This is a genomic window from Methylophilus sp. Q8 (genome assembly GCF_000800115.1).
Taxonomy (GTDB): domain Bacteria; phylum Pseudomonadota; class Gammaproteobacteria; order Burkholderiales; family Methylophilaceae; genus Methylophilus.
On sequence record NZ_JUHE01000001.1, the window covers coordinates 324,404 to 349,984 of the forward strand.

Below are 25,581 nucleotides of genomic sequence, written 5' to 3' on the forward strand. Positions count from 1 at the left end.
GTCCATGTCGAATCACTCAGCTCCACAGATCCAACTATCTAAAGCCAGGCAAAACCTGATTATTTTTGCGCTCTCCATCGGGGCATTTGCAATTGGTGTGAGTGAATTCTCAAGCATGGGTTTGCTGCTTGAAATCAGCCGCGGATTAGGCGTATCGGAATCCCAGGTTGGCGTTTCTATCAGCGTTTATGCTTTAGGCGTTGTGGTGGGCGCACCCCTACTGGCGATTTTTGGCGCTGGCCTTAAAAGAAAAAACCTGCTGCTTGCACTCGCATTTATGTATGCCCTCGCCAACATTGCCAGCGCGCTTGCTCCCACTTACGGCACGATGCTAGTCGCCAGATTTATTTCAGGCCTGCCACATGGCGCATATTTCGGCATTGCCTCATTAGTCGCAGCGTCTATCAGCCCGCCTTCACAAAAGGGTATGGCGGTCACCAAGGTCATGCTTGGGCTGGCCGTCGCCATACTGGTGGGCAACCCGCTTGCTGTTTGGTTAGGGCAACAATTTACATGGCGATTAGCTTTTGCTTTAGTTGGCGTGCTGGCATTCATCACATTGTTGATGGTTAACAAGTCGTTACCTTTAGACGAGAACGAGAAAAAATCCAGCCCGATGGAAGAACTGGCAGCATTTAATCGGCTACAGATTTGGTTAGTGCTGCTCATTGGCGTATTCGGTTTTACCGGAATGTTTACTGTCTTTAGCTACATGGCACCAGTGTTGGTCAATGTCACCAAGGTTTCCGAGTCATATATGCCCTGGCTGGTTGTCGCCTTTGGCATAGGCTCAATCATCGGCATGTTGTCTGGTGGCAAAATTGCAGATGCCATGAAATTCAAAGGCGCATGCCTGCTGATTGTGTGGTCGATATTTGTGTTGGCGATGGTTCCATTTCTTTCAGGCTCACTACCTGGGATTATCATCGCAGCAGTCGCAGTAGGCACCATGATGGCACTGCCAGTCACGCTGCAAACGCATTTGATGGAAATTGCTGGAGATGCGCAGGTATTATCTGCCGCCGCCATTCAAGCCGCATTAAATACCGCGAATGCTTTAGGCCCTTGGTTGGGAGGAATGGCGATTGACCATGGATTAGGCTACAACGTATTTGGAACGATTGGTGCCGTTACCTCAGTGATTGGATTATTGCTTTGGATGATTTCGTTCAAATTGGCTCAGGCAAACGCATCACAATAATGTAGTTATTTCTATTTGATACAACACACGCAAATCAATAAAGTTACGTCATTTAGTTTTAATGACAATGTAGCTCAACTGGTTAGAGCACAGGACTCATAATCCTGGGGTCGAGGGTTCAACCCCCTCTTCCCACCAAATACCAAGCGGCTTCCAGAGATGGGAGCCGTTTTATTTTATACATTTCCTTACATTTAATAGCCACGTAGTAGCCAACTAGACAGTCTAAAATCAAATAATCCAACTATCTCAGTATAAAAAGCTTGACCATGAAAGTCTATTCAGAATAAATTGAGCTTGGAAATTTGGTACTTCGGGCAAAAAATGAAAAAAAATTTCATCTCTAGAGCAATTCTAGAAACACTTGAGCATAGAAAGAGATTTCTCGAGGTCATTCTTACTGTTGCGGTACTGAGTACCGGCATTAATCTTATTTGCACTTATTTCACAGCAGGACCGTCCCAGCAGTCGCCATTAATCCTTTACATCGGACTTACCTGCACTCTCCTTCCTCTATTAAGTTTGTTTCTCAATCTTTGTGTTAATCGAAAACGGAAAGCTTTGATAGAAACAGTTTTTTGTTTAAACAACAATGACAATGTATTAACAAAAATTCTAGGCTACAAATTTTCAACAAATTTAAGTGATGTATTTAAAGCTGGATTTATAGAAAATATTGCATGGAAAAAATTATGGGATGACGACCCAATTATCAGAAAGACCAACAATTTAGAAAACTTTGATAATGTTGTAAGCATTGCATCTCAGAAAGGTGAGGATGCTAAATTCATTCAAAAAACGGAAGTTTCTACTGCATATAGTCCAATAACTAAAGCCTCAACGTTATTAGTTGAAGGAATTGAGTTCATGATCTTGGAGCTTCTTTCTATTCACTTAAACGACTACTTCAGGCAATATAATTCTGATAAAGCCAAAGAATTTATATCCGAATTCGATAGATCAGACTTTAGTCGATTGCTACTGGACAATAGGTTTCTGAGCTTATTTTCTACCTCTTTAGAGAACAGACACATTTTCGCAGAGGTCGCAAAAAAAAATTTAAATAGTAACGTCACTGAAATTCGTGGATTTGATGGGTCATATTACAAAAAATTTAAATTAATACTTCCTCGAGAAACAACCATAGAGCGACCGGCACTTGGTTGCATTGAACTTAAGAATGCAAGATTTAAATTAAAAATTAAAATTAAGTATGAAAACTATAACTACAACCTACCTGATGGGTTTGAGCAAGCATACATTGGCGTCGCCCCAGCAGAAATTACGACAAAAAAAGTGAAATTGGAAATTGAGAATGAAGTTAACTTAGTCTCATTATTGAACTTCAAGAATTGGCAATATTACTCCTGGCTTGACTCTTTTATTGAGGAACTTTATAACCAATTCAGTTTTGAAGAGTTCCTAACTCAAATAAATTGGTCAACGGTTTCAACACTTCTACATACTCAGCAAACTTTATCGATGTTCTTATCAACTCAAAACAAAAAATAAGGGTGAATAATAATGGCGGATTATATAAAAACTAGTATTCTCTTCGAATCATATGTGCACATAGATGCGCACTTCGAGGAAGAGAGCGATGCTACTGAGGCTACAAAAAAGGCTATAAATAACTACATTAGTGACAGAGCAGTTCACTTCCTCGGTGACAAAATCCAAACAGAAATAAAGTTTAAAGCTGGCTCATTAAAAGCTTACGCAACTGTTCGAGGCTCCCTCAAAGATGCGTTAGGGACATATGAATCATTCAGCCAAGAAATTACTCGCCTCTTTTGGTTTTCAAAGCGCATATCTGATGCAACAGTTATGGAGGTTGCTTTTCAGACACATTCATTCTTAGGCGCGATCGAAAGAACGGAAGCTAGGCCAGGAATCGTCGGAAAAACCAAAAGACTTACTGACTCTATTACCTCTATTCATAATGCAGATAACGAAAAAGGGGCGGCAATAATGGTAAGGAGACTACGACTCATTAAAAATGATACAAAAAACTTGCTTAGCTCATTGGCTATTTATGAAGATAAAACTCTAATTAAAAATGAATTTAGTGAGCTCCTCAAATCAGTTCCTAAAAAACTTACGCACAGTAAAGTATCAGATGAAACCAAAGAAAAGTACTTATATGAATATGATTTAGTTAAAAAGGTTTTAACAGAATAAATCTAGTCTAGGAGGACATCACGCCGCCGGGCGTCACGCGCTTCCACGCGCACCTCCTCCGTCGGCGTGATCTTCCAGCATGGAATATTTAGCGGTTTATTTTCATTAGGCAAATATCTGAAAAAGATCATCTGTGCATTGGCTTCAGTAATATATAAACTTCGATTCAGAATCAACAACCCGACTGCATGGCAGTAATCTATCGCATGAATGCCGTCAGCTAATGCAACCACTCACTGCAATAAACAAACAAAGCCCTCTATGCAGAGGGCTTTGTTTGCTACTAAAAACTAAATCTGCGCCTGTCCACCATCGACAAAAAACTCAATGCCGTTGATAAAGCTTGCATCTGGCGATGAAAGAAACGCTACGGCTTTCGCCACTTCTTCAGGGTCACCCACTCTGCCCATAGGTACTTGAGAACCTAAATAATCCAGCAGGCCTTGTTGTTGTGCTGGGTCGTTACCAGCCAATTCTACCAAGCCTGGTGTTTTGATCGGGCCTGGGCTGACGACATTGACGCGGATACCGCGGTCTTTGAGGTCTAAAATCCAGCTGCGGGCGAGGTTGCGAATGGCTGCTTTGGATGCGCTGTAAATACTAAATGCGGCGGTGCCTTTGACGCTGGTGGTTGAGCCAGTCAATACAATGGACGCGCCATCTTTAAGTAAGGGCAATGCTTTTTGCACGGTGAAAATCACGCCTTTGACATTTCTGCCAAAAATATCTTCGTAGTGATCTTCGGTAATGGCGCCCAACGGCAACATATTACCGCCACCTGCGTTGGCATAGATCACGTCAATCTGGGAGTGATCTTGCTGTACTGCGTCATAGAGGCGGTCAATATCCACCAGTTTGGACATATCGGCCTGAATCCCTTTCACCTTACCGCCTATGGTTTTGATCGCGGCCTCTAACTCGGCTTGTCTACGGCCTGTGATATAGACATGCGCGCCCTGGTTTACAAAGTGTTTTGCTGTGGCAAGACCAATACCACTAGTACCACCAGTAACCACGACGACTTTGTTTTCAAATGTTGCTGACATGATGTTTCTCCTTAAGTAATTAAATAACGTTTACTGCATGGATGAAATATTGCCAGTGAGCCAATAAATGCACTAGACTGCTCTTGTGAGTTTAATTGTTCCAAAAATGAGCCAATATGCGTGATATCAATGATTACATTCTGTTTGCGGAGGTGGTGAGTGGCGGCAGTTTTGCAGCTGCCAGCAGACGCGTGCGCATTCCTAAATCCACCATCAGCAGAAGAATTGGCCTGTTAGAAGAAAGGCTGGGCGTGCGCTTGATCGAAAGATCGACCAGGCGATTCCGGGTGACTGAGATCGGGCAATCGTTTTATGAACGTTGCAAAGTCATTATGCTGGATGTGGAACAGGCGGACTCCATCGTTTCTGAATCGCTCAGTGAACCCAAAGGATTAGTAAGATGCAGTTGCCCGCTAGGCTTGTACGAAACGCTGGCGCCCATTTTTTCTTCATTCCTTTTGGCTTACCCGCAAGCCAGATTACAACTGGTCGCCGGGGACAATCCGGTGAACCTGATCGAGGATAGAATCGACGTCGCCATCAGGGTGCGCACGGTATTGGATACCGACGGCTCTTTGGTGATGAGAACACTTGGGCATTCCGAGCGCATTTTGGTCGCTTCACCTGCGTTTGCGAACAAGCTGGATCAATCCAGTCTGGACAATTTATCCGCCTTGCCAACCATCGCGACCTCAGACCAGAACCATGCCATCGAATGGCAATTCCATCATGCGTCATTAGGGTCAAAATCTATCTGGCATGAACCCATATTGAGTTGTGTGGATTTTTCAACCGTGAGAGAAGCCGCTATTGCTGGCATTGGGGTGGCGTTATTGCCTGACCATACCTGCAGCCAAGCCTTAAAAAGTGGAAGATTGGTCAGGGTGTTCCCAGAGTGGAAAACGACCTTGGGCATTCTGCACATTGTATTTACTACACGGCGCGGACTGCCGCCAGTGGTGCGTGCATTTATTGATCACTTGGCGGGCCAGGTTAAGCACACTGGCAACGTGTAGTTTCTGTCGCCAAATACAACAATGGCTTCCCAAACATGGAAGCCATTGTTTATTTCTTATCGATTAAGTATATATTGCGTCCCTACTCAGCATCTTTCTTAGATCTGAAGCGACTGAACAATCCACAACGTACTTTCTCTTGTTCATCTGCTGTCATGGCTTCGCTACCGCAATGCCTATGGTGATGCCCATGACGACCTCTGAATCCGCCAAAAAGAATTCTGCTCAGAATCAACAAGCCGACTGCGTGGCAGTAATCAATCACATGAATACCATCGGCCAATGAAACGACAACGTGGTTCCATAACAGCATGACCACATAAGATAAGGCCGCGATGCAGACTACGGCTAACGCTGCGAATGCAGCACATTTACTTTTACAATTTTTCATTCATCTCTCCAATAATTCAGTCATTAATACGATTAGTCACTGGCATGCAGTTGCTCTCTGAGGAAAGTCACTGCATACCGTTTTCTTGCTAATAAAGTGTTGATGCCAACACCTGTTTCTGCGGCAATTTGTTTAAAGCTTTTGCCATCTAACTCATGTGCGATAAACACTTGCCGTTGTTCAACTGGTAATTGATTCAGCGTCGCAATCACGTGCTCAACCAGCATTTTTCTTTCGTAAATTGACGCCGGGGTTTCGGTTTCAATGGAAAGGATAGCCTCCAGCCAGAGCGCATCGTCATCTTCGTCATGCTCTAGCGCGACTTCCTGTTTTTGCTTTCTGAAGCGATCAATAATGCGGTTTCTTGCCACGCGGTATAACCACGCGCCGACTTGCTCCAGCGGCTCTGGTAAACGGTAAGCTGAAACAAACTCATAGAACACATCCTGCAAAATATCATCCGCGTCACCGACATTCGGTACGCTTTTGCGAATGAAATTGCGCAGCCTGGCTTTTTCTTTATTGAATGTTTCTGTGATCACCGAATCTTGCTGGGCCATATCACGCTGTGCCAAATAGTGCTGCGTTGTGAGTAAATTGTTTTCTAAATGTATATCCATGCTGTGAAGACGTTTCACAAATGGAAATATTGTATGAACCCTGAAATATTTTTAAATAATGTTTGAGCAGCATGGTTATTGCCACTCTGTTGGCGTGGTGCCTAGCCGTTTTGCAAATACGCGGCTGAATGCGGCTGAGCTTTGGTAACCGACTTGTGTGGCGATGCTTTTGAGTGGCTTGCCCTGCCGGATCAGGTTTTGTGCAATCGAGAGCCGCCAGTCGGTGAGGTAATCTAATGGCGTGTTGCCTACCGTGGCTTTAAAGTTGGCGGCAAACCTGGCGCGTGACATGCCGGAGACATCGGCCAGGGTTTCCAGAGTCCACGGATGGGATGGATTTTCATGCATGGCTTTGACTGCCAGCGCTAGCCTTGTATCAGCTAATGCGGCAAAAATACTTTGCTGCAGTTGGCCGTGCTGAATGACATGCCGCAAAATCTGGATCAGGAAATACTCTGCCAACCGGTCCAACGCAGCTTGCCGCCCCAAGTCTTGCGCAAATGCTTCATGAAACAATAGCTGCAAGGTGGGCGCAATTTGTTGCATATCGCTCAAGGGCACAATCACAAATTCAGGTAAGGCAGTCGCCAGTGGGCTGCGTACTTTGGCACCGAGATCAATCATGGCGCAGACCAGTTCACATGGTTCATCTGCCACAGGTGTGAGTACATGTATAGTAGGTTTGGGGAAGAACACTACGCTGGGCTGATCTATGCGAGCGAGCGGCTTGCCCCTGAACATCAGGTCGAGCTGTCCGGCGCGCAGCAAATGAATATGGCCCACCTGCCCCGCCCCATCAAAATTCACCACCTGGCAAAGATCGCCGGTAAAAAACACCTGCGCTGAGAGGGAGATTTGATTCAACAGTGGTAACAATGGATCCAAACGATACTCCTGATCAACATAACGAGACCTTTGATAATCATGAGTATTGCATGATATCTCCAACGCACAAAGCGTCTTAATTAACCAGACAAGGAGATTCATCATGGCACGTATTCAAACTATCAACCGTGAAACTGCTAGCGCAGAAGTCAATGCAACACTGGATGCAGTGAAAACAAAACTGGGCAAAGTGCCTAATTTGATTGCGACTTTGGCACAGGCACCTGTTGCCTTAAATGCTTACCTGGGTTTGAGTGAGGGTGTGACCAAAGGCCGTTTAAGCGCCAAACAAAGAGAGTCACTGGCGCTGGCGATTGGCCAGGCCAATAATTGCCAATATTGCTTGTCGGCACATAGCCTGATTGCCAGAGGGGCGGGACTTAACACTGAAGCGATTCAGGCCGCACGTAAAGCTGAAGCAACTGATGCAGTGACGGATGGCTTATTGAAACTGGCAGTGAAAATTGTGCAGCAACGTGGCGTGCTTTCTGACCAGGACTTTATTGAAGCGCATTTAGCGGGTGTGGATGATGGCCTGATTCTGGAGGTGATTACCCATGTCGCTTTAAACACCTTGACCAACTACACCAACCATATCGCCCAGACGGAGATTGATTTCCCAGTGGTGACTTTATAAATAGGCGAGATCAGGCCACTAAAGTGTGGCCTGATGGTTTCTGGATACCTACGACTTAAGCAAGAAAGGCTTCAACCGCCTGGATAAATAATTGCGGTTGCTCGGCATGCACCCAATGGTCGGTTGGCAAGCTGACGAACTCAGCCTGAGGGAAATGCTGTTGAAGCTCGGTGATGTCACTGCCTTGCACATAATCACTGCGTTCACCGCGAATAAATAAACTCGGCTGGTCAAAATGTACTGCAATCGCTGCTATGAGTTTTGCGTAATTGGCTTTGAGCGCTGGCAGGTTAATCCGCCACTGTAACTGATCCTCATTTTTGACCAGGTTAGTGAGTAAAAACTGCCGTACCCTCACATTAGCGATGGGGCCCTTTAAAGCATTATCCACCTCATTACGTGATGCCATTTGGCTGAGGTTGACTGCCAGCATGTGATCCATCAACTGCGTGTATCTGTCTGGATAAGTACGCATGGCCATATCCACCACGATGAGTTTGCTTACTTTTTCGGGATACTGGGTGGCAAATTGCATAGCGACTTTGCCACCGAGGGAGTGGCCGAGTAGATGCACCTGATCTACCCCCAGCGCATCGAGTGTTTCTAATAAGTCATCGGCCATCTCGGCGTAGGTTTGTGAATCACGATGCGGCGACCGGCCGTGATTGCGTAAATCGACGCTGATGACCTGGTAATGCTGTGCAAAATGTTTGGCGATGCTGCCCCAATTGTCTGCCGAACCGAATAGCCCGTGTAATAAAACCAGTGGTTGGCCCTGGCCTAGCGTTTGAGTATGTAATTGCATGCTTAACGATTAAGTAGTTTGAATTTAGCGCTATGGTATCTCAAAGTGCTCCATCGTAAATATCGATCAACGCCCAATCGACTTTTGCAAGCCCTTCAGATAAGATAACTTTTTTTAACAATCATATTTAATATGTTCACTTCCTCCCTGTCGACAGCCTTAATCACCATGGCGATTTGCCTGGCGCCTTTTTCGGTTATTTTAATGATTGTGATTTATTCAAAAAAACGATCCTCGGCCAGAAGAAAAAATCCAATCACCCAGTACCTGCTACGAAGTGCAGGGGAGTCAGTGAAGGCGCGATTATCTGATGTAGATAGCGAACTAGCGATGTATCTTATGATGCCTCCGATGATTTCATTATTTATTTACGCGTATTATTCAAACCTCCCTTCGGTTAAACATCCTTTGATACTAGGTGCCATCAGTGGCATCATTCTCTTCGGCTATATCCTGTTCAAACTAATCAAGCTAATCAAACTACGTGAAAAATTGCGACTGGGCTACGATGCTGAACTGGCGGTAGGCCAAGAGCTCAATACGCTGATGCGGCATGGTTATCACGTTTTTCACGATGTCACGCTGAAAAATACAATCAGCAGCTTTAATATTGACCATGTGGTGGTTGGTAAAACCGGCGTATATGCGATTGAAACTAAAGGGCGATCAAAGCCGCTGTTCAAAAATGGCGGCCATCAACATAGGGTTAATTTCGACGGAAAGCAACTGCGCTTTCCCGGTTGGAGCGAAGATAAGCCTGCTGAACAGGCAACACGCCAAGCGCAATCTTTGCAACAGTGGTTGAGTCATGCCGTTGGTGAGGCTGTGACCGTAAAGGCCGTGATCGCCCTGCCTGGTTGGTACGTGACGCATACTCAACGCTCAGAAATTGCCGTCATCAATGGCAAGAACCCCGAGCGCTACTTTAATGCGCAACGACCAGAAAACACATCTGAAAAATTCATACACCAAATTGCACACCAACTGGAAAACATTTGTCGTGATATTGAGCCCATTGCGCTGACCAAACCAAAATCATAAACACACTCAACGCCAAGTGATCGTCAGTGGACTCCTACGCCAGGATCAGAATGCGCTGTATTCCTAACTTTTCGTGATGCCTGAATAATGAAACCTCCACAAATTAATCAAACAAGGAATCATCATGAAAAACACATTCAAATCTCTGTTATTAGTAAGTGCTTTGACATTGCCTATGGCTGGTTTTGCGGCGGATGGTGACTCGATTGGCACCAAGGTTGAAGACTCTGTGATCACCGCCAAAGTGAAAACAGCGTTTGCCAAAGACAAAGCGGTGAGTGCGACAGACATTAAAGTAGAAACCGACAGCAATGGCCTGGTGCAATTGTCTGGTGTGGTGAAATCGAAAGCCGAAGCCGATAAAGCGGTGCTGTTGGCTAAAAATGTGAAAGGCGTGACTGCCGTGAAAGACGATATTGTGGTTGCACAATAAGTGTTCTGCACATGACCTTGCCCATAGGAATCAGCGCGATTCCTATGGGCAGTTTTACGTTCAACGCCCCTCTTGACTCACTCTCCCCTGTTACGCTAAACAGCCTATAATGGCTTGAACACTGTTGTCATCACGTGTGCCACATTCGGGGATATCAATCATGGCTGTTTATAAAACGCCCGGCGTTTATATTGAAGAAGTGAGCAAGCTCCCGCCCAGTATTCCAACCCTGGAAACGGCAATCCTGGCATTGATAGGCTATACCGAAAAAGCGGATAGGCAAGGTGTGTCATTATCGCTCGTCGCCACAAAAGTCTACTCCTTACTGGATTATGAAAGCTTGTTTGGTGGCGCAGCCAGGTCGGCGGTAACGCTGTGGCTGGATGCGCAAGACCAAGTGATTGACGCTACGATTGATCAACCGTTTTATCTCTATGACAGCGTGCGGCTGTTTTTTGCCAATGGCGGCGGTTCGTGCGTGATCGTCTCCGTCGGCAACTACAACGACCAGGTTTCAGCAGCCACATTGGCAGCTGGTTTAAACGCCATAGAAAAAGACCCGCTGCCAACGCTGATCGCTATTCCCGAAACTGCTCTATGCCGTGAGACACATACGCTAGAGGCGACTGCGCTGGCACAATGTGCACAGTTACAAAATCGGTTTGCGTTGTTTGATTTACGTCTGCAACATAACCCGGCTGACCTCGCCACCGAAGCCGAGCGTTTCAGGCAAAGCCTGGGCATGGATCACCTGAAATATGGTGCAGCCTATGGGCCGTGGCTGGTGACCAGCCTGGCAAGAACCACGGACTTTAACCAGTTGGTGTTTAAACGTAAAGGCGATGGCAGTGTGGTGAGCGCAGAAAGCCTGACCCAGGACCAGGGCATGCAGGCACTGATGGCGCAAATACACGCCGCCGGGTTGGCCAAGATGACAACCGAATCCCAAGCACAATTAGCATCGCTCAACCAAAAGTTATACGCCCAGTATGTGCTGGCCAAGCAATGGATAGACGCTGCGAATATTGCCTTGAATACCTTACCTGCCAGCGGGGCCGTGGCAGGTGTGTATGCCGCAGTCGACCAGAAGCGTGGCGTATGGAAAGCGCCAGCCAACGAATCACTCGACCAGGTCATACGGCCGGTGCTTAACCTCACCAGCGCACAGCAACAGGATTACAACGTGGATGTTAACGCTGGCAAGTCAATTAATATCATCCGCAAGTTTACGGGCAAAGGCACGCAGATATGGGGTGCACGGACACTGGCTGGCAACGACAATGAATGGCGTTATATTCCTGTGCGGCGATTGTTTAGCTGGGTAGAGGTATCTGTCAGCCAAGGCTTGCAGCAGATGGTATTTGAGCCTAACGACGCCAATACCTGGGTGCGTGCACAAGCCATGATAGAAAATTTTTTAATCTTGTTGTGGCGGCAAGGTGCATTGCAGGGCAGCAAGCCGGAACAGGCATTTTTTGTGAATATCGGCCTGGGCAAAACCATGACGGCAAATGATATTGCGCAGGGGTTGATGCGGATTGAAATGGGTATGGCAGTTGTGCGACCGGCCGAGTTTATTATATTGAAACTTACGGTTAAGCAAGCTGGTTAAATACACTGCGTGCAAGGTGGCTTGCACTCAGGCATCGCCACCTGCTCATAGAAGCGAAGAGAGATCATTTGCATATTATGCGAATGCAGCAGCGCCCACCTTCAGGCATGCTTCTGCGCAACTGCGACAGGCCCGGGCGCACGCACCGCAATGATCAGAGGCATGTTGCTCGCATTGATCGGCACAGGCGGTACAAATTTCCGCACAGTCCTGACAAACCAGTTCAACAAAGTCGCTGCGACGCGCAATAAATGAAGCCGTCAGGCGACAGAAATCCGCGCAGTCCATATCCAGTTCAATACAGGTTCGCAACATGGGATTGGCCTCAGTTTCACAGGCGATTGTACAGCTTTCACACGTGTCTGCACATTTTTTGCACAGCTCCATACATAACTTCAGGTCTTTTTCAGTCATGGCTTTCTCCAGCTTAGTAGCGTTTAAGAATACTCCGAACTTAGTCACCCTGCCCTGCCAGACTTAAACACAATTTAAGCCATGCAGGGCAATCGACTGATGCGGGCCATTACTGTTTCACGCCCGTGCCGCCGTCTTGGGGCTTTTCATGAAAACGTTTGCTTTTTTCAACGTTGCCCGGCTTGGACGGTTTATTACCACTGCCCTGCCGACCCTGAGCATCACTGCTACCGGTGGTCGCCGCATTATTATTGTCAGGTTGCGGCTCCAGGTAGTCGCCGTTCTGGTGCGTATCAGGTACCTGATTTTTTTGCTGCTGTGCGGGCGGCGCGTTGTCTGCTGGTGCCGCAAAAGCAACCGTCATTGAACATAAAAACGTACTGGCTAATAGTATTGAAAGTAATTTTTTCATCATCGCATCCTCATAAAGTTTTAAAGTCACCTGCCAGATGTGGCAGGCTTAGACTCATGCTAATGATGTGGTTAACAGCTGTATGTCAGTGTCTTTACAAAAAACCTGTAGGATAAATTATGAAACGGCCTCTTCATTGCCCGTCAGGCTGCCATGGCTACGTACCCAGGCAATGACTTTCAGCAACTCGTCAGGGGTAATGCCGTTGTTTGGGTCTGAGGGGTCCATTAAGCCCTTGCCTTTAGCGCCCATCCCACCGTTGGTGCCATTCCAGACTGTCTCAAACATGCCTTTATTCGTGGCATCTTTGGCGTAGTTATAATTCGGTCCGGTCAGCGCTGGCCCGACTTGCCCACCGGCATCCGGACCATGGCATTGCGTACAGGAATAAAGCTGGAAGGTTTTTTTACCCTGGGCAATCGCATCTTCCTTGCCCACATAGGGGTTTTTACCGGTGGCTAAAAATTCTTTGGCGGCAGGGGTATCGAACAACTCGGCCTTGATTTCCAGCGGAGAACCATCTTGTGTTTTAACGAACTTAATGGCCTCACCACTTGCAGACGCTCCAGCAGTAGACTCTCCGGCGGCGCCAGTAGTCGAGGCCTGTTTATCACAGGCGGAGAGTCCAGCAACTAATACCAACAGGCCTAAGCCAAGCTTGTGATTCATGTCGTTCTCCTAATGATTGTGTTATTCACGCGATTGATGACGCAACCCATTATGAATAAAAGGAAAATGCGCGCCCATGTAACAAAGGCGGAATTTGCTGTAGGAGAATTCGGACATCGCGCCAGGAAATAGTCGGCGTAAAAAAGCCTGGCATACACCAGGCTTAATTCGACCAAGAAAATGGTCAATTAACCGTTAATAATTTCACCACCATTCGGGTGTATCACCTGTCCGGTCATATATGACGATGCCTGGCTGGCCAAGAACACATAGGCGGGCGCAATTTCACTCGGTTGTGCAGGTCGCTTTAAAGGCACCTGACTACCGAACTCGCTGACTTTCTTTTCATCAAAACTGGCGGGAATCAACGGTGTCCACACTGGCCCCGGTGCCACCGCATTAACGTAAATATCCTTATGCACCAGTTGTCGCGATAATGAGCGTGTAAATGACACCACGGCGCCTTTGGTGGCCGAATAATCCAGCAGCTCAGGGCTACCCCGGTAAGCCGTCACCGACGCGGTATTGATAATATGGCTTTTTTTCGGCAGATGCGGCAAGGCTGCCTTCACCATATAAAACATGGAGAAAATATTGGTCCTGAAGGTATGCTCCAACTGCCGTTGGCTGATTTCGACAATACTGGTCTGCGGAAACTGCTGGGCGGCATTGTTGATGACAATATCCAATTGGCCAAACTGCAGCAGCGTGTCGTGCACAACTTGCTCACAGAACCGCTCGTCTGACACGTCACCTGGAATCAACAAGCATTGGCTACCATAGGCTTCCACCAGTTGCTGGGTCTTTGCCGCATCTTCATGTTCATCTAGATAAACAATCACAAGATCGGCACCTTCTGCGGCAAAATGCACCGCCACGGCGCGGCCAATGCCGCTATCACCACCGGTAATAATGGCCACCTTGCCTTTGAGCTTATCGCTTCCGGCATACGCCTCTTCAATATATTGGGGCTGGGGATGCATATCTTCTTCCCGGCCGGGCTGCACATATTGGTGCTGCGGCGGATTGATTTTATCTTCAACAACTTCCATAACGTTCTCCTTGGTCGTGACCAAATCTGGCCTCAGCAACATTAATTCTTTAAATGATTGTCCGTGGCGGGTGGGACAGGCTCGCGCGGATCGGGCCGCGGCTGACTGTTCTGGCGCCGTTTATCCTGGTTAGGCAAACCTTCAGCTGGCACCTCTGGCGGGACGATGACACCACGCTCATGTGGCATTTTCGGTGGCACATTGACGCTGTCAGAATCGATATTGCAGGACGGTTTATTTGAAATGGCGGCATCTTCGCAAGGCGGTACGGCATTGTTCACTGGCGGCGCAGACCAAGCGTTTCCCGACCACACACTGCAACACAATGAGCCAGCCAATAACATCCAGGTAAGTGTCTTTTGCATACTGTCTTCTCCTTAAGATATAAGAAAGATACAACTGCATCATGCATTGTATGGCCGCCAATACCGCGTCGCCGTCGGCAGTCAACTGATTCGGCTGTAGGAGTTGCCACGGGTGAAAACCCTCTGTGTCAGACTGGTCTGACAACACAATCAGCCCCTGCCCGATACTTGGTCATCGGCTTCATTTTTACACTGCTGGCAGATGGTATTCATCTGCCAGGGCCGCGCATTGGGATCAGCAAACCATATGCATGCTGGTGCCAGCCCATATTAAAAATAAGCTTTTTGAGTAGGAGTACGCCATGAGTAGTTATCCCGTTAATGCTTTAGCCATGCCATTGTCGCCGGAGCAAGCAGCCGAAAGTGGCGACACTACTCAGGCGCACTATATTCTGAACCGTTTGTTTCAGGACTACCCAGTGGCTTTTGCCGTGCGCTTGTGGAACGGCAGTATGCTGACGATCGGCGACGGCGCACCAGCGTTTACCTTTTGCCTGGAACAGGCATCGGTATTACGTGACATGGTATGGTTTAGCAACCCTAAACGCCTGGTGGAGGCCTATTGCTCAGGTGAAGTACAGATTCAGGGGGACTTTCATGCCGCCATGCAGTTGCGTGAACATTTCGAATCTCTATCTTTGCCGCTGCATGAAAAACTAGGCCTGGTCTTCCGGGCACTGACCCTGGCCAATAACCAACAGGTGCTACCCGAACACACTGCCCACACACCTCAGTCCCCGACACAATCTCAATCCGCAAGCGTTCCCTCCTCACATGGCATTGCACTCAGTTACGATGTGCCTGAGGACTTTTATCAGCGCTGGCTGGGTGAACAGATGCTGCACTCGTGTGCTTATTTCGCAAGCCCAACACACACCCTGGCGCAAGCGCAGCAAACACAGTTAACACTGATCTGCCAGAAACTGCATTTGCAACATGGTGACACGCTACTGGATATTGCTTGCGGCTGGGGCACACTGGCCTGCTGGGCGGCCAAGCATTACGGGGTATTTGTACACGGCATCACACATAACCCAACGCAATATGCGTATGCACTCAAGCAAGTGCAACAACAAGGCCTGACGCATCTGGTCAAGATAGAGCTGGCGGACTATTATCGCACACTGCCTGCGCTGGGCAGTTACGACAAAGCAGCTTGCATCAGCATTGCCGACCATCTAGGCGCAGCGCATTATCCGGACTTCCTAGCCAAGGTACACGCAGCACTCAAACCCGGCGGGTTATTTTTGAGCCATGTGATCACGGCGGAAAATCCGGCTGGCCAGCAAGACGCCTCCACCGCCTTTATCAACCGTCAGCTATACCCGGCAGGCGAGTTAACCTCTTTCGCCCATCTGTTACAACACATGGATAGCGCCAGATTTGACGTATTTAATGTTGAGGGCTTGCGTCGACACTATGTGATGACCTTGCGCCAGTGGCTGGCAAACCTGGAGGCGCAACATGCGTCGATTGCTGCCAGCATGGGGGAGCGTACTTACCGTATTTGGCGTCTGGCTATGACTGCTAGCGCCATCCAGTTTGAACAGGGCGTGACCGGCATGCACCAGATGCTGGCGACACGCAGATAATCTTAACCGACCAGGAAATAGCCACATGCCCAACATACTCACAACCTCCCCTCAGCGACGCCTACTCACTGCCGCGGTTTGTATGCTGGCATTCAGCAGTTATTCGCAACCATCAAAACTACTGCAATCGCCAGGAATGCGCACCGTCTCTAACGCATCTATCAGCCAGTCAGGCTGGTTTCCAACCACGCAGGCGGCAGAAACCATGCGCGTACCAGAAGGCAAAAAGTCGATCTCAACGCCAGTCACGAATGTGGTTGCTTTTGCCAATGACTTGCATCACCCGCGCTGGCTGTATGCCTTGCCCAATGGCGACATTCTGGTGGCAGAGAGTTATCCCCAGCCTAAAAATACAGCGTTTAGCCTGAAAAACTGGATCGCCAGCAAATGGATGCATGAAGCCGAGGAGCTGGCAGGTAGCCAACACCAGATTACCCTGCTGCGTGACAATGATGGCGATGGCATCGCTGACGAACGCCATGTGTTTATCAAGGATATCGCTGCCCCGCTGGGCGTGGCGCTGGTGGGCGACACATTTTATGTCGCCAATGCCGAGGCCCTGCTGCTGTTCCCCTACCAGGCAGGGCAAACACAGATGACACAAACATCCGATCCTGAAACGGCTGATCAAACGATATTGATGCGATCGGCAGCGCAGGAAAAACTGGCGAAAACACCAATGGATGTGCTGACTGACATCCAGCAGGAGGATGGCGCCGCACAAGGACGTCCTGCCAATGTGCTACTCGATAAAAGAGGCTACCTGCTGGTAGCAGATGACGTCGGCAATGTGATCTGGCACGTGAAAGGCAATCGCAAAATCGCACAAAAATAGCCTTATTAGGCTTGAAATGGATAACAAGCCATGAAAAATATATTGTTAATCTACGGCCATGCGCTGAGCCATTGCGCATTAAAGGCACTGGTCAATGACGACCATAACGTGCACCTGGCCGATGAGGCTGGCAGTGTGCATGACGCCATGTTGAAAATCCGCGAGCATACCTACGATGTCATCATTTTGGATGTGTCCGCAGCGGAAACCAATGGCCTGGAAATATTCTGCGACCTCAAGCAAGCTTTTCCTGACCTGCCTGTCCTCATTATCAACGGCAGTGAACGGGTCGAGCGCATGATCCATTTTATCCGGTTGGGTTGCGCGGGTTATTTGTCTTACACGACAGACAGCGCGCAAGTGATTCCGGCTATCAATGCCATCGCCCGCGGACAAGCCTATGTTTCGCCTCAGCATCAGCAAATGGCTGCCAACAGCGAGCCCATGCTGCATGAACGTTTGTCATTGCGCGAGCTGCAGGTATTTTTCAAATTGATTAAAGGCCAGGCGGTGAATTCAATCGCGATGGAACTGGAAATTGCGCCAGGCTCTGTCAGTGTGTTTCGATCGAAGATCCTCAAAAAAATGCACGTGCTCAATAATGCGGCATTGATTTACTACGCGCTCAAATACCATCTGGCCCCCGTGGCGGGGGCTACCAGCAAGTCAGCCAGGGAAGTGGCCTGATTACAATTTTTTAACGGCAAACTGCAATTGCTCAATGGCTTCCCATGAAATCAGCGAACCGATCAAAATCACCGCAAATCCCAGCCCGGCGGTACACACAATTGCCATGCTGAGTGTGACCAGCGCCCCGCGTTCGCGGATACCAAAAATATAGCGCACACCTCGATACACTAGTAGCACCGATGCCAATACGGCTACACCATGCACAATCACATTGAAACTTAAACTGGGCACAATATAAAAAAGCGAGGTCAGCCACAGCGGCGTGGTGGCAATCGTCATAATGAGCAAGGAATCACGAAAATCAGGCTTGATATTGACCATCTCGGCCAGGTTTTGCGTAATCCAGGCCATCACCAACAACACGCCCAATTGCAAGAACAGCAATTCGGCACTCACCATCAGCAAACGGTTACCAGGCAGGTTATCAAAAAACAATTTTGGGTAATTGTGATATAGCCGTAGATACATCATCACGCAGGGAATCAACGACAACGGCAAGACATAGAACAGCATGAGTTGCGATACGCTAGGCTTTTCGGCCAGCAGAGATTTTGCCTCACTCCGCTTCGGTGACACGTAATTAAATAAATGGATAGGATTCATGCGGTGCTCCTTGAAACGAAAGAGAGTGAATATCTATCTATTAAAAAACAGGCCATCACACTGCGCCACAAGGCCTAGGCTGATTTGGCTGTAGGAAGATGCAATGCCATTGGGTCCAACGATGGATAAAGTAATTCCTACAGATATTTGCGGATTCATCCGATGCTGCCGACATACAGCCACGAGCATACTAAAGTTTCTGAATACATTTACTTCCACACATTTAATACACAATTTGGAGACTTACCATGGCAGACAATGACGATGTAATTTCTACCTTGAATGATTTGATCGAAGTATCGAAAGATGGCGAAGAAGGCTTTCGCTCTTCGGCAGAGCATGTGGATGAACCGCAGCTTAAAACATTCTTTTTGCGTCGGTCACAAGAGGTGGCTGCCAGCGTACAGGAGTTACAAGAGCTTGTGCGCTCACTGGGTGGTGAGCCTGCATCATCCACTAGCCTAGGTGGTGCCTTGCACAGACGCTGGATTGCCATTAAAACGGCGCTGACCAGTAACGATACCGTGGCCGTTTTAAACGAAACCGAGCGTGGCGAAGATGTCGCCTTGGCTGCTTATCGCAAAGCGGCTGAAAAAGACTTGCCGACACATATACGCTTTGTGGTAGTACGCCAGCTTGAAGGTGCCAAGCGTAATCATGACCAAGTAAAACAACTGCGCGATGCCGCACGTGCGGAAGCCGCCGCACACTAGTTAGTCATATCGGTACCACTCAACGACTTTACTAGCCACCCACGAAGCCTCGTCTGACTGACGGGGCTTCGTTTACGCGTTTTGATCACGCATATCACGTGCCTGAATAATCAGAGGAGATCCAAGTGAACCATCGTTCTGACAAATGGGATCAGTTAACCAATGAATGGGCAGAATCCCTTAAAAAAGCAAAAGTCCGGCAGGCGATTATTGACGACAAGATGCATTCTTTTTTACGGGGGAATGGTTGCCTGCCAACGGCAGAGGAGTTAAAAATCGTTGAAGAACTATGGCGTCAGCATGTAGAGGCCAGAAACAGAACAAACCAGTTTATCCAGGTGGTGCTGCAAAATTACACGACAACGGATGCGACTCAATAGGGATGCCCCTATCTGAAACCTCAGCCGCACCATGCCCGAAAATTAATCTGCTTCCCAGTCATTGGTGATCTGCGCCAGCGTACGGTTGATTTTCACAATACCGCCTTCAGTAGACACCACCCAGCTCACAGGGATGTAGTGGTGAACACCGGCTTCATCCTTTTTGAGTTTGATGACATCGTCACTTTCGAGATGGTCGACTACGGCAAAGTGTTCCGCCTGTGCGGTAGTGACAGGCATATCGGCTTTAATTTCTTTAGCATCAATCATGGCGCTTCCTTATCCCGCTCACGCGGCAAACAATGAAACTTCAGTCTGCCGTGTTGTAATGGCACTGGCTAGCGCACGCTGACTGAGTTTGCTGTAGGAATCAGAAGGTGGCCTGCGCCAGTAAACACTGCTCTAGATTATCTGGCAATAAACTTAGCTGGCGCCTACACCATTTTGAAGCATTACACACTTGAAGAATTACATAGTGGTGGCGACGGGCGACAGCGTTGAAAAGTCGATAAGTGTCTAAACTTTTAACCTCAATGCATAACATTGAATGCAACAGCCAGAAACAATAAACCCGACCTAGTGTCGGGTTTATTGATATGCAAGTTAACGCTTGAATTACTTGTTCATGACGTACATTGTCACTTCAAAGCCAAAACGCATTTCAGTAGCAGCTGGTTTAGTCCACATGATAGTCTCCTTGGTTAAGTTGTTACATCTCGTTAGACACAACTATACGCAGACCAGCCACGAAATGCTTGCGCAGCATCCCTAAAAGCACCTCATGATTTTACTTAGTGGAAACTTCATTCACTGCACCCTGCCTTAACACCACGCTTAGCCATAACCAGCCTGCCAACCCGGAAAGCAGCGAGCCTGTGAGTATCGCCATTTTGGAGAGATTGATCGCATCCGCCATCTCGCTAAAAGCCAGGTTGGTGATAAAAATCGACATGGTAAAGCCGATACCGCCCAGCATGCCTGCGCCAATCACATGCGGTAAACGCAAAGGCGGATGTAGTTTGCAAACACCCGTCACAATAGCGGCTACCACGGCCAGCATAATCCCGACCGGTTTACCAATCAGCAAACCGAGAATAATCCCCAGACTGTTGCTATGTGAAAATACGGCAGTCATGCTATTTGCCGCCACCTGCACGCCGGTGTTGGCAAAGGCAAAAACCGGCAGGATCAAGAAAGCCACCGGCAGGTGTAAAGCATGCTCCAATTGATGCGATGGCGAATCCTCATTCTCCGGATGATGGTGAAAGGGAATGGCAAATGCCAATGCGATGCCTGCCAGCGTGGCATGCACACCAGACTTGAGTGTCAGCCACCACATGAATGCCCCGCCCAGCACATAGGGAATCATGCTGAGCACCCGCCAGCGGTTGAGCGCAAACAGGAAAGCCAGCACAGCCAATGCGGCCAACAGGTGCGGCCATGAAATAGAGGCAGTGTAAAACACCGCAATCATGATAGCCGCGCCCAAATCATCAATCACGGCAAATGCGACCAGAAACACCTTGAGCGGTGCAGGCACGCGCTTGCCCAATATTGACAATACACCCAGTGCAAAGGCGATATCCGTCGCCATCGGAATGCCGACGCCTGCCTGGTAGGCAGTGCCGTGGTTGAATTGCCAGAAAATGCAGGCTGGCACGATCATGCCGCCCATCGCAGCAATCGTCGGCAACAAGGCATTATTGACGCTGGATAATTCGCCCACATACAACTCGCGTTTGAGCTCCAGCCCGATCAGCAAAAAGAAGATCGCCATCAGGCCATCATTGACCCACTCTTCAAGGCTTAAAGCCAACCATTGGTGATGCCAGAAATGATGGTAGTGCTCAGCCAGCACACTGTTGGCAATGACCAGCGCCAGCACTGTGACCAGCAATAGCAGGATGCTGCTGGCCTGCTCAGAAGCCAGGAAGCGTTGGAAAGTGGCGGTTAACGGACGCATATCGTAAAGACGGATGACTCTAATGAATTACTCAATTAATTATTCACCAACGGCAAAGCCGATGCCAAACATGGTTTGCGCCTGATTATAATCCAGTAGCGAGACGCCATAACCACTGGCCAGCATGGCGTAGAAACGCACACTTTCACTTTTGAGCGGCTTGTACTGCACATCAAACTTCACATAGCCTTTGTTATCGCTACGCATATTGTTACGCAAGGTAACACTGGCAGCCGTGGTATTGGCCTCGTTATCCCAGCGCAAAATCGCATCGCCATAACCCATATATTTGCTGATATCCGGGTTATCGTTATCCGATTTGCTTTCAGGGATGCGCCACCACGGGCGAACAAGCAAACTATAGCGCTCACTGAGTTGCCAGCCGCCCTGCAAATAGACGCGGTTCCAGCTGCGCGATAGTGGTTGCGAGCGGCCATTAGACTCATGCATCAGGCCCACGTTGAGCATATTGGGCATGGCATTGAGCCAACTGTTTTCTTCTGCTGGTTTATTCAAGCCTAGCGATAAAATCAACTCAGGTGAATAATTGTGATCCCGCATGGGGCGCGACTGCTCTTCGTTATACACCTGCCAGAATGACTGTTGGGTATAAGCCCCCCACAAACGCGCACTTTGCACCCACTGGTTTTTAGGCAACCAGTCTGACAGGTTCATTAACTGCGTTTTCAGGCTAATCTGGAAATGCAGGTCATTGTGCCCCAGGCCACGGTCTTGCGTATTAGGACGTGATGGCGAGGTCGGAACATCATTGGGATTATTCGAGTACGCGGTCACCAGGTAATTGAGCTGATGGGTTTCCAGATCGGTAAAATGCAGTTCATCCTGGCTGTTTAAATGCCATTTGCGTGAGAGGTAACCCGTCTCGGCCCCCACACTTTTCACTAGCTCCTGTTGGCTAGGGGCCAATATTGGGGGTACCACGCGTGTCGGCGTATATTGCTCGGCGACTTTATCAAAACAAATCAGGCGACGGCTAGCATCTGCGGCAAACTCGGTTTGACAGGTGCGTAAGGCATTTTGCATCTCCTGCATACCCTCGGCCTGTGCCTGACCACTCAATACGACGGCAAAAAAAATGAAGCTGCGCAGAAAAAGAGTGCGCAGGGTGTGAAGCATGAACATACGGATTCCCTTCAGCGGGCACCTGCGTTAAGGCGCCGGATTCATCATGATCAGATGCTGTTGCTCGATTGCGTTTAATACCTCATCACTAAGCTTTACTTGATAAGCCGCGACGTTTTCCTGCAACTGGTTCATGCTGGTGGCACCGATGATGGTGCTACCAACAAACCAGCGGTGATAGACAAAACTCAGTGCCAACTGCGTTGGTGTGAGGCCATGTGCACGCGCCAGCTCGGCATAGGCTTTGGACGCCGCCGGCACGCCCGGTTTTTTATAACGCTGTGCATAACCCAGAAACAAAGTAACGCGACCAGGGGTGGCAGGGTCGTCGACATATTTGCCGGTCAAATGGCCAAATGCCAGCGGAGAGTAGGCAGCCAGGCTAATGCGTTCGCGGTACAACACCTCGGCCATGCCAAACTCCATGCCACGGTTCATCAGGTTATAGCAGTTTTGCAACACGGCAATGCGCGGCAAGCCTTGTTCGCGGGCGAGTCGCAAAAATTCCATCACACCCCACGGTTGCTCATTACTCAAGCCGATCGCGCGTACCTTGCCTTCCCTGATTAACTCGTCCAACACTTCGAGCTGGGTTTGAATCGGCACCCAGTTGAGAGGTTGGCCACTGGCATCGCGTTCGGCACGGGGGTCAAACTGGTATTGGCCAAACATGGGCACATTGCGTTCTGGCCAGTGCAGATACAATACATCGAGGTAGTCAGTTTGCAAACGTGTCAGGCTATCATGCACCGCCTGGCGGATATTCGCCCTATCCATGCCGCTCGGGCCGCCGCGTATCCACTGCATGCCACGCCTGGGGCCCGCCACTTTGCTGGCCAGCACAAAGCTATCGCGCGCCTGCTTTTTAATCCAGTGGCCGAGGATGGTCTCCGTCTGCGTCACGGTTTCTGCCCGTGGCGGCACCGGATACATCTCAGCCGTGTCGATAAAGTTAATGCCTTGCGAGAGGGCAAAATCCAGCTGGTTGTCGGCGTCTTGCTGGGTATTCTGGTCGCCAAAGGTCATGGTGCCCAGCGCAATTTTGGAGACGCGAATACCGCTGTCCCCGAGTGTTGTGTGATCCATTAATGTAATACCTGTTTTTCTGTGGGTACCTGCATTACGATACTGGAAACCGCTTCTGGTTCCTTATCCTGATGTGCGGGCAATGTCCAGCCTGCGTCCTGGCTGGCGACCATCAACATACGGCTGATGGCCAGCACCAGTTGGTGATTTAAACTCATATTGACGTTCATGCCGTTGGCGCATACCAACTGCATATGATTCAACTGGTCGTTAATCGACACGAAGCGTGTGTCAACGACCAATAACTCCTGCTCACTCACGGCCGATGGGCGTTGCTGGTAAGCCGTGGAAAAATCCAGGTCTTCCAGCTGGTGCACGGCATCAGCCTCTTCTTCAAACTGGCGCGTGGCTTCAGTCGGCGATTGTGCCGCAGGCAAAGGTGAAGCATTTCCCAGCGCCAATGCGGATACGGGCAAATGCGCTTCACGATTAAGCACCTTAAACATTTGTCGCGCGATACGATAAGACAGCCATACGCGGATTTCCTGTGCCTGGCTGACAGCGGCTTTCATCAGCAAGCGGTCTTGTTGCTGATCATAAGCAAGATTGATCTGTTGGATGGATTGCTGTTGCATGAGATTAGTAGCTTTGCAAAGGGTCATCACTAGCATACCGCAGTTGCTCACCTGCTGCCTAACACAATCCTCAGCTGACGGTGAATGTGGTGGTTAAAGATACACTCCGATACAAAACCGCCACGCCCTGCGCGGATACATTTACGTATGCTTTGGTCATAGAAATATAAGTAAACATGCCTGTCACAGGAGGCGATATGTCCAAACAAAAACTGACGCATTTAAAAACACCTATGCACTTAAAAACAATGGCACTCACCGGCCTGATGGCAGCACTGATGCTCGCCAGCAGCGCTGCTCAGGCTCATCCACCAGGCCACGGCGGCTGGCACGGTGGAGGCTGGCATGGCGGTGGTGGCGTCGGCTTTTATTTCGGCGCGCCCTATCCTTATTTTCCATATGCATATTCGCCTTACGCCTATCCGTACCCATATGCTTATAGCCCACCACCAGTCATTGTGACCCAACCGCAACCACAGGTTTATATCGAACAAGGTAGCGGTGCCACCAGTGCGCCTGCCCCGGCACAAAGCGTGCCGCCTGCTGCCACTGCCGGCAACAACGGCCAAGGTTACTGGTATTACTGCGAGCAATCTGACAGCTATTATCCTTACGTCAAAGAGTGTCCGGCGGGCTGGAAACAAGTGACGCCTTCGCCACCAAGCAAATAGGCCTAAGCATATGAAAACAACACCTATGCTGATCATGGTCGCGGCACTGAGCTTGTCAGCCTGCGCTACCAACCCCACCGGCCCAAGCAATATGGCTTTGCCGGGCACGGGCAAAAACTTTAATGTTTTCAGGGCAGATGACCTATCCTGCCGTGACTTTGCCTTGACGCAAATTGGCGGCAAAACGGTGAACCAGCAATATAACGCCAGCCTGGCCACCACGACCGCAGTCGGCACCGTCGTAGGCGCAGCCCTTGGTGCTGCGGCAGGGGGTGGTGAAGGGGCAGCCATCGGCGCAGGCATGGGTGCCTTATCCGGCGGCGCCATCGGTACAAATACGGCGGCAGTCAGCGGCATGAATGCGCAGGATAAATACGACAACGCTTACTTCCAATGCATGTATGCGGCCGGACACCGTATTCCGGTACCAGCCAGCATGGCGCGAACCTACTCGCAAGGTGGCAATGCCTCTAGCACAGCATCCTCGCCTGCTGCATCCGGTTATTATCCACCGCCTCCGCCGCCAAACCGCCCTCGCTAGGCAAATCGA

At 49.0% G+C, this 25,581-nt stretch carries 32 protein-coding genes and 1 tRNA gene; 16 read left to right on the forward strand and 17 right to left on the reverse strand.

Going from position 1 to position 25,581, the window contains the following annotated elements; genetic code table 11:
• The first annotated feature begins 4 nt into the window (after positions 1 to 4).
• From GQ52_RS01645 to GQ52_RS01660, 4 genes are all read left to right on the forward strand, one after another.
• Positions 5 to 1,201, forward strand: coding sequence for an MFS transporter (locus tag GQ52_RS01645; RefSeq protein ID WP_047514540.1), 1,197 nt, complete (start codon positions 5 to 7; stop codon positions 1,199 to 1,201).
• Between the two features lie 65 nt (positions 1,202 to 1,266).
• A tRNA-Ile gene (locus tag GQ52_RS01650) sits at positions 1,267 to 1,339 on the forward strand.
• 186 nt (positions 1,340 to 1,525) lie between these two features.
• Positions 1,526 to 2,713 (forward strand): hypothetical protein, encoded by a 1,188-nt coding sequence (locus GQ52_RS01655; protein ID WP_161792007.1) that lies wholly within the window; start codon positions 1,526 to 1,528, stop codon positions 2,711 to 2,713.
• A 12-nt stretch (positions 2,714 to 2,725) separates the two neighbouring features.
• Entirely contained in the window at positions 2,726 to 3,382 is a 657-nt protein-coding gene (locus tag GQ52_RS01660) for a hypothetical protein (RefSeq protein WP_047514545.1), read from the forward strand.
• Between the two features lie 290 nt (positions 3,383 to 3,672).
• Here GQ52_RS01660 and GQ52_RS01670 read toward each other — a convergent pair whose 3' ends face one another.
• A complete protein-coding gene (locus tag GQ52_RS01670; protein WP_047514551.1) occupies positions 3,673 to 4,428 on the reverse strand; it encodes an SDR family NAD(P)-dependent oxidoreductase in 756 nt (251 codons plus the stop codon).
• A gap of 116 nt (positions 4,429 to 4,544) precedes the next feature.
• On the opposite strand from GQ52_RS01670, the gene GQ52_RS01675 reads away from it, so the two are divergent.
• The gene (locus tag GQ52_RS01675; protein ID WP_047514553.1) at positions 4,545 to 5,444 is read left to right on the forward strand and encodes a LysR family transcriptional regulator; all 900 of its coding nucleotides are present in this window, start codon (positions 4,545 to 4,547) and stop codon (positions 5,442 to 5,444) included.
• An 82-nt stretch (positions 5,445 to 5,526) separates the two neighbouring features.
• On the opposite strand, the gene GQ52_RS13820 is transcribed toward GQ52_RS01675, so the two are convergent.
• The 3 genes from GQ52_RS13820 to GQ52_RS01685 all read right to left on the reverse strand — a co-directional run bounded on the left by GQ52_RS13820 (position 5,527) and on the right by GQ52_RS01685 (position 7,340).
• A complete protein-coding gene (locus GQ52_RS13820; protein ID WP_081979302.1) occupies positions 5,527 to 5,835 on the reverse strand; it encodes a hypothetical protein in 309 nt (102 codons plus the stop codon).
• Positions 5,836 to 5,867: 32 nt separating this feature from the next.
• The gene (locus GQ52_RS01680) at positions 5,868 to 6,455 is read right to left on the reverse strand and encodes an RNA polymerase sigma factor (protein ID WP_047514556.1); all 588 of its coding nucleotides are present in this window, start codon (positions 6,453 to 6,455) and stop codon (positions 5,868 to 5,870) included.
• A 75-nt stretch (positions 6,456 to 6,530) separates the two neighbouring features.
• A complete protein-coding gene (locus GQ52_RS01685) occupies positions 6,531 to 7,340 on the reverse strand; it encodes an AraC family transcriptional regulator (protein WP_047514559.1) in 810 nt (269 codons plus the stop codon).
• Between the two features lie 103 nt (positions 7,341 to 7,443).
• Here GQ52_RS01685 and GQ52_RS01690 point away from each other — a divergent pair, with 103 nt between their 5' ends.
• The gene (locus GQ52_RS01690) at positions 7,444 to 7,977 is read left to right on the forward strand and encodes a carboxymuconolactone decarboxylase family protein (protein ID WP_047514562.1); all 534 of its coding nucleotides are present in this window, start codon (positions 7,444 to 7,446) and stop codon (positions 7,975 to 7,977) included.
• A 55-nt stretch (positions 7,978 to 8,032) separates the two neighbouring features.
• On the opposite strand, the gene GQ52_RS01695 is transcribed toward GQ52_RS01690, so the two are convergent.
• Positions 8,033 to 8,782, reverse strand: coding sequence for an alpha/beta fold hydrolase (locus GQ52_RS01695; protein WP_047514564.1), 750 nt, complete (start codon positions 8,780 to 8,782; stop codon positions 8,033 to 8,035).
• A gap of 132 nt (positions 8,783 to 8,914) precedes the next feature.
• Here GQ52_RS01695 and GQ52_RS01700 point away from each other — a divergent pair, with 132 nt between their 5' ends.
• The 3 genes from GQ52_RS01700 to GQ52_RS01710 all read left to right on the forward strand — a co-directional run bounded on the left by GQ52_RS01700 (position 8,915) and on the right by GQ52_RS01710 (position 11,868).
• Positions 8,915 to 9,823: a nuclease-related domain-containing protein gene (locus GQ52_RS01700; protein WP_235272903.1), complete on the forward strand. Its 909-nt coding sequence runs from the start codon at positions 8,915 to 8,917 to the stop codon at positions 9,821 to 9,823.
• 124 nt (positions 9,824 to 9,947) lie between these two features.
• Complete coding sequence (locus GQ52_RS01705) at positions 9,948 to 10,256, forward strand: BON domain-containing protein (RefSeq protein ID WP_019881558.1); 309 nt, start codon at positions 9,948 to 9,950, stop codon at positions 10,254 to 10,256.
• A 160-nt stretch (positions 10,257 to 10,416) separates the two neighbouring features.
• On the forward strand, positions 10,417 to 11,868 hold the full coding sequence (locus tag GQ52_RS01710; RefSeq protein ID WP_047514570.1) for a phage tail sheath C-terminal domain-containing protein: 1,452 nt from the start codon (positions 10,417 to 10,419) through the stop codon (positions 11,866 to 11,868).
• 75 nt (positions 11,869 to 11,943) lie between these two features.
• Here GQ52_RS01710 and GQ52_RS01715 read toward each other — a convergent pair whose 3' ends face one another.
• The 5 genes from GQ52_RS01715 to GQ52_RS01735 form a co-directional block, all read right to left on the reverse strand.
• A complete protein-coding gene (locus GQ52_RS01715) occupies positions 11,944 to 12,282 on the reverse strand; it encodes a four-helix bundle copper-binding protein (protein ID WP_047514572.1) in 339 nt (112 codons plus the stop codon).
• A 109-nt stretch (positions 12,283 to 12,391) separates the two neighbouring features.
• Positions 12,392 to 12,697, reverse strand: coding sequence for a hypothetical protein (locus tag GQ52_RS01720; RefSeq protein WP_235272904.1), 306 nt, complete (start codon positions 12,695 to 12,697; stop codon positions 12,392 to 12,394).
• Positions 12,698 to 12,811: 114 nt separating this feature from the next.
• Positions 12,812 to 13,363: a c-type cytochrome gene (locus GQ52_RS01725; protein WP_047514578.1), complete on the reverse strand. Its 552-nt coding sequence runs from the start codon at positions 13,361 to 13,363 to the stop codon at positions 12,812 to 12,814.
• 188 nt (positions 13,364 to 13,551) lie between these two features.
• Positions 13,552 to 14,415: an SDR family oxidoreductase gene (locus GQ52_RS01730; protein WP_047518460.1), complete on the reverse strand. Its 864-nt coding sequence runs from the start codon at positions 14,413 to 14,415 to the stop codon at positions 13,552 to 13,554.
• Positions 14,416 to 14,456: 41 nt separating this feature from the next.
• Complete coding sequence (locus GQ52_RS01735; RefSeq protein WP_019881551.1) at positions 14,457 to 14,780, reverse strand: hypothetical protein; 324 nt, start codon at positions 14,778 to 14,780, stop codon at positions 14,457 to 14,459.
• A gap of 302 nt (positions 14,781 to 15,082) precedes the next feature.
• Here GQ52_RS01735 and GQ52_RS01740 point away from each other — a divergent pair, with 302 nt between their 5' ends.
• From GQ52_RS01740 to GQ52_RS01750, 3 genes are read left to right on the forward strand one after another with little or no spacing between them, the layout of a single operon-like run.
• On the forward strand, positions 15,083 to 16,372 hold the full coding sequence (locus GQ52_RS01740) for a cyclopropane-fatty-acyl-phospholipid synthase family protein (RefSeq protein ID WP_047514581.1): 1,290 nt from the start codon (positions 15,083 to 15,085) through the stop codon (positions 16,370 to 16,372).
• Between the two features lie 25 nt (positions 16,373 to 16,397).
• Positions 16,398 to 17,207, forward strand: coding sequence for a hypothetical protein (locus tag GQ52_RS01745; RefSeq protein WP_235272905.1), 810 nt, complete (start codon positions 16,398 to 16,400; stop codon positions 17,205 to 17,207).
• A 30-nt stretch (positions 17,208 to 17,237) separates the two neighbouring features.
• Positions 17,238 to 17,894: a response regulator transcription factor gene (locus tag GQ52_RS01750; protein WP_047514587.1), complete on the forward strand. Its 657-nt coding sequence runs from the start codon at positions 17,238 to 17,240 to the stop codon at positions 17,892 to 17,894.
• Here GQ52_RS01750 and GQ52_RS01755 read toward each other — a convergent pair whose 3' ends face one another.
• Complete coding sequence (locus GQ52_RS01755) at positions 17,895 to 18,500, reverse strand: YIP1 family protein (protein ID WP_047514591.1); 606 nt, start codon at positions 18,498 to 18,500, stop codon at positions 17,895 to 17,897. It abuts the gene before it with no gap.
• Between the two features lie 248 nt (positions 18,501 to 18,748).
• On the opposite strand from GQ52_RS01755, the gene GQ52_RS01760 reads away from it, so the two are divergent.
• Together GQ52_RS01760 and GQ52_RS01765 are read left to right on the forward strand one after the other, a co-directional pair.
• Positions 18,749 to 19,213: a PA2169 family four-helix-bundle protein gene (locus tag GQ52_RS01760; RefSeq protein ID WP_019881545.1), complete on the forward strand. Its 465-nt coding sequence runs from the start codon at positions 18,749 to 18,751 to the stop codon at positions 19,211 to 19,213.
• 125 nt (positions 19,214 to 19,338) lie between these two features.
• Positions 19,339 to 19,593 (forward strand): hypothetical protein, encoded by a 255-nt coding sequence (locus tag GQ52_RS01765; protein ID WP_019881544.1) that lies wholly within the window; start codon positions 19,339 to 19,341, stop codon positions 19,591 to 19,593.
• Positions 19,594 to 19,635: 42 nt separating this feature from the next.
• Here GQ52_RS01765 and GQ52_RS01770 read toward each other — a convergent pair whose 3' ends face one another.
• The 6 genes from GQ52_RS01770 to GQ52_RS01790 form a co-directional block, all read right to left on the reverse strand.
• A complete protein-coding gene (locus GQ52_RS01770) occupies positions 19,636 to 19,863 on the reverse strand; it encodes a DUF2171 domain-containing protein (protein WP_019881543.1) in 228 nt (75 codons plus the stop codon).
• A gap of 345 nt (positions 19,864 to 20,208) precedes the next feature.
• Positions 20,209 to 20,280: a pyrroloquinoline quinone precursor peptide PqqA gene (pqqA, locus tag GQ52_RS14290; RefSeq protein WP_081624291.1), complete on the reverse strand. Its 72-nt coding sequence runs from the start codon at positions 20,278 to 20,280 to the stop codon at positions 20,209 to 20,211.
• Between the two features lie 100 nt (positions 20,281 to 20,380).
• A complete protein-coding gene (nhaA, locus tag GQ52_RS01775; RefSeq protein ID WP_047514593.1) occupies positions 20,381 to 21,556 on the reverse strand; it encodes a Na+/H+ antiporter NhaA in 1,176 nt (391 codons plus the stop codon).
• Between the two features lie 39 nt (positions 21,557 to 21,595).
• Positions 21,596 to 22,693 (reverse strand): phospholipase A, encoded by a 1,098-nt coding sequence (locus GQ52_RS01780; protein ID WP_235272908.1) that lies wholly within the window; start codon positions 22,691 to 22,693, stop codon positions 21,596 to 21,598.
• A gap of 33 nt (positions 22,694 to 22,726) precedes the next feature.
• The gene (locus tag GQ52_RS01785) at positions 22,727 to 23,785 is read right to left on the reverse strand and encodes an aldo/keto reductase (protein ID WP_047514599.1); all 1,059 of its coding nucleotides are present in this window, start codon (positions 23,783 to 23,785) and stop codon (positions 22,727 to 22,729) included.
• On the reverse strand, positions 23,785 to 24,360 hold the full coding sequence (locus GQ52_RS01790) for a hypothetical protein (RefSeq protein ID WP_047514602.1): 576 nt from the start codon (positions 24,358 to 24,360) through the stop codon (positions 23,785 to 23,787). The genes GQ52_RS01785 and GQ52_RS01790 overlap by 1 nt, the downstream gene beginning before the upstream one ends.
• A gap of 197 nt (positions 24,361 to 24,557) precedes the next feature.
• On the opposite strand from GQ52_RS01790, the gene GQ52_RS01795 reads away from it, so the two are divergent.
• Positions 24,558 to 25,031, forward strand: coding sequence for a hypothetical protein (locus GQ52_RS01795; protein ID WP_047514605.1), 474 nt, complete (start codon positions 24,558 to 24,560; stop codon positions 25,029 to 25,031).
• 10 nt (positions 25,032 to 25,041) lie between these two features.
• Positions 25,042 to 25,572, forward strand: coding sequence for a YMGG-like glycine zipper-containing protein (locus tag GQ52_RS01800; protein WP_235272913.1), 531 nt, complete (start codon positions 25,042 to 25,044; stop codon positions 25,570 to 25,572).
• Positions 25,573 to 25,581: the final 9 nt, after the last annotated feature.

Coding starts and splice junctions, on each gene's coding strand:
- GQ52_RS01645 (WP_047514540.1), top strand. CDS start 5: ATGTCGAATCACTCAGCTCCACAGATCCAACTATCTAAAGCCAGGCAA.
- GQ52_RS01655 (WP_161792007.1), top strand. CDS start 1,526: ATGAAAAAAAATTTCATCTCTAGAGCAATTCTAGAAACACTTGAGCAT.
- GQ52_RS01660 (WP_047514545.1), top strand. CDS start 2,726: ATGGCGGATTATATAAAAACTAGTATTCTCTTCGAATCATATGTGCAC.
- GQ52_RS01670 (WP_047514551.1), bottom strand. CDS start 4,428: ATGTCAGCAACATTTGAAAACAAAGTCGTCGTGGTTACTGGTGGTACT.
- GQ52_RS01675 (WP_047514553.1), top strand. CDS start 4,545: ATGCGTGATATCAATGATTACATTCTGTTTGCGGAGGTGGTGAGTGGC.
- GQ52_RS13820 (WP_081979302.1), bottom strand. CDS start 5,835: ATGAAAAATTGTAAAAGTAAATGTGCTGCATTCGCAGCGTTAGCCGTA.
- GQ52_RS01680 (WP_047514556.1), bottom strand. CDS start 6,455: ATGGATATACATTTAGAAAACAATTTACTCACAACGCAGCACTATTTG.
- GQ52_RS01690 (WP_047514562.1), top strand. CDS start 7,444: ATGGCACGTATTCAAACTATCAACCGTGAAACTGCTAGCGCAGAAGTC.
- GQ52_RS01695 (WP_047514564.1), bottom strand. CDS start 8,782: ATGCAATTACATACTCAAACGCTAGGCCAGGGCCAACCACTGGTTTTA.
- GQ52_RS01700 (WP_235272903.1), top strand. CDS start 8,915: ATGTTCACTTCCTCCCTGTCGACAGCCTTAATCACCATGGCGATTTGC.
- GQ52_RS01705 (WP_019881558.1), top strand. CDS start 9,948: ATGAAAAACACATTCAAATCTCTGTTATTAGTAAGTGCTTTGACATTG.
- GQ52_RS01710 (WP_047514570.1), top strand. CDS start 10,417: ATGGCTGTTTATAAAACGCCCGGCGTTTATATTGAAGAAGTGAGCAAG.
- GQ52_RS01715 (WP_047514572.1), bottom strand. CDS start 12,282: ATGACTGAAAAAGACCTGAAGTTATGTATGGAGCTGTGCAAAAAATGT.
- GQ52_RS01720 (WP_235272904.1), bottom strand. CDS start 12,697: ATGATGAAAAAATTACTTTCAATACTATTAGCCAGTACGTTTTTATGT.
- GQ52_RS01725 (WP_047514578.1), bottom strand. CDS start 13,363: ATGAATCACAAGCTTGGCTTAGGCCTGTTGGTATTAGTTGCTGGACTC.
- GQ52_RS01730 (WP_047518460.1), bottom strand. CDS start 14,415: ATGGAAGTTGTTGAAGATAAAATCAATCCGCCGCAGCACCAATATGTG.
- GQ52_RS01735 (WP_019881551.1), bottom strand. CDS start 14,780: ATGCAAAAGACACTTACCTGGATGTTATTGGCTGGCTCATTGTGTTGC.
- GQ52_RS01740 (WP_047514581.1), top strand. CDS start 15,083: ATGAGTAGTTATCCCGTTAATGCTTTAGCCATGCCATTGTCGCCGGAG.
- GQ52_RS01745 (WP_235272905.1), top strand. CDS start 16,398: ATGCCCAACATACTCACAACCTCCCCTCAGCGACGCCTACTCACTGCC.
- GQ52_RS01750 (WP_047514587.1), top strand. CDS start 17,238: ATGAAAAATATATTGTTAATCTACGGCCATGCGCTGAGCCATTGCGCA.
- GQ52_RS01755 (WP_047514591.1), bottom strand. CDS start 18,500: ATGAATCCTATCCATTTATTTAATTACGTGTCACCGAAGCGGAGTGAG.
- GQ52_RS01760 (WP_019881545.1), top strand. CDS start 18,749: ATGGCAGACAATGACGATGTAATTTCTACCTTGAATGATTTGATCGAA.
- GQ52_RS01770 (WP_019881543.1), bottom strand. CDS start 19,863: ATGATTGATGCTAAAGAAATTAAAGCCGATATGCCTGTCACTACCGCA.
- nhaA (WP_047514593.1), bottom strand. CDS start 21,556: ATGCGTCCGTTAACCGCCACTTTCCAACGCTTCCTGGCTTCTGAGCAG.
- GQ52_RS01780 (WP_235272908.1), bottom strand. CDS start 22,693: ATGCTTCACACCCTGCGCACTCTTTTTCTGCGCAGCTTCATTTTTTTT.
- GQ52_RS01785 (WP_047514599.1), bottom strand. CDS start 23,785: ATGGATCACACAACACTCGGGGACAGCGGTATTCGCGTCTCCAAAATT.
- GQ52_RS01790 (WP_047514602.1), bottom strand. CDS start 24,360: ATGCAACAGCAATCCATCCAACAGATCAATCTTGCTTATGATCAGCAA.
- GQ52_RS01795 (WP_047514605.1), top strand. CDS start 24,558: ATGTCCAAACAAAAACTGACGCATTTAAAAACACCTATGCACTTAAAA.
- GQ52_RS01800 (WP_235272913.1), top strand. CDS start 25,042: ATGAAAACAACACCTATGCTGATCATGGTCGCGGCACTGAGCTTGTCA.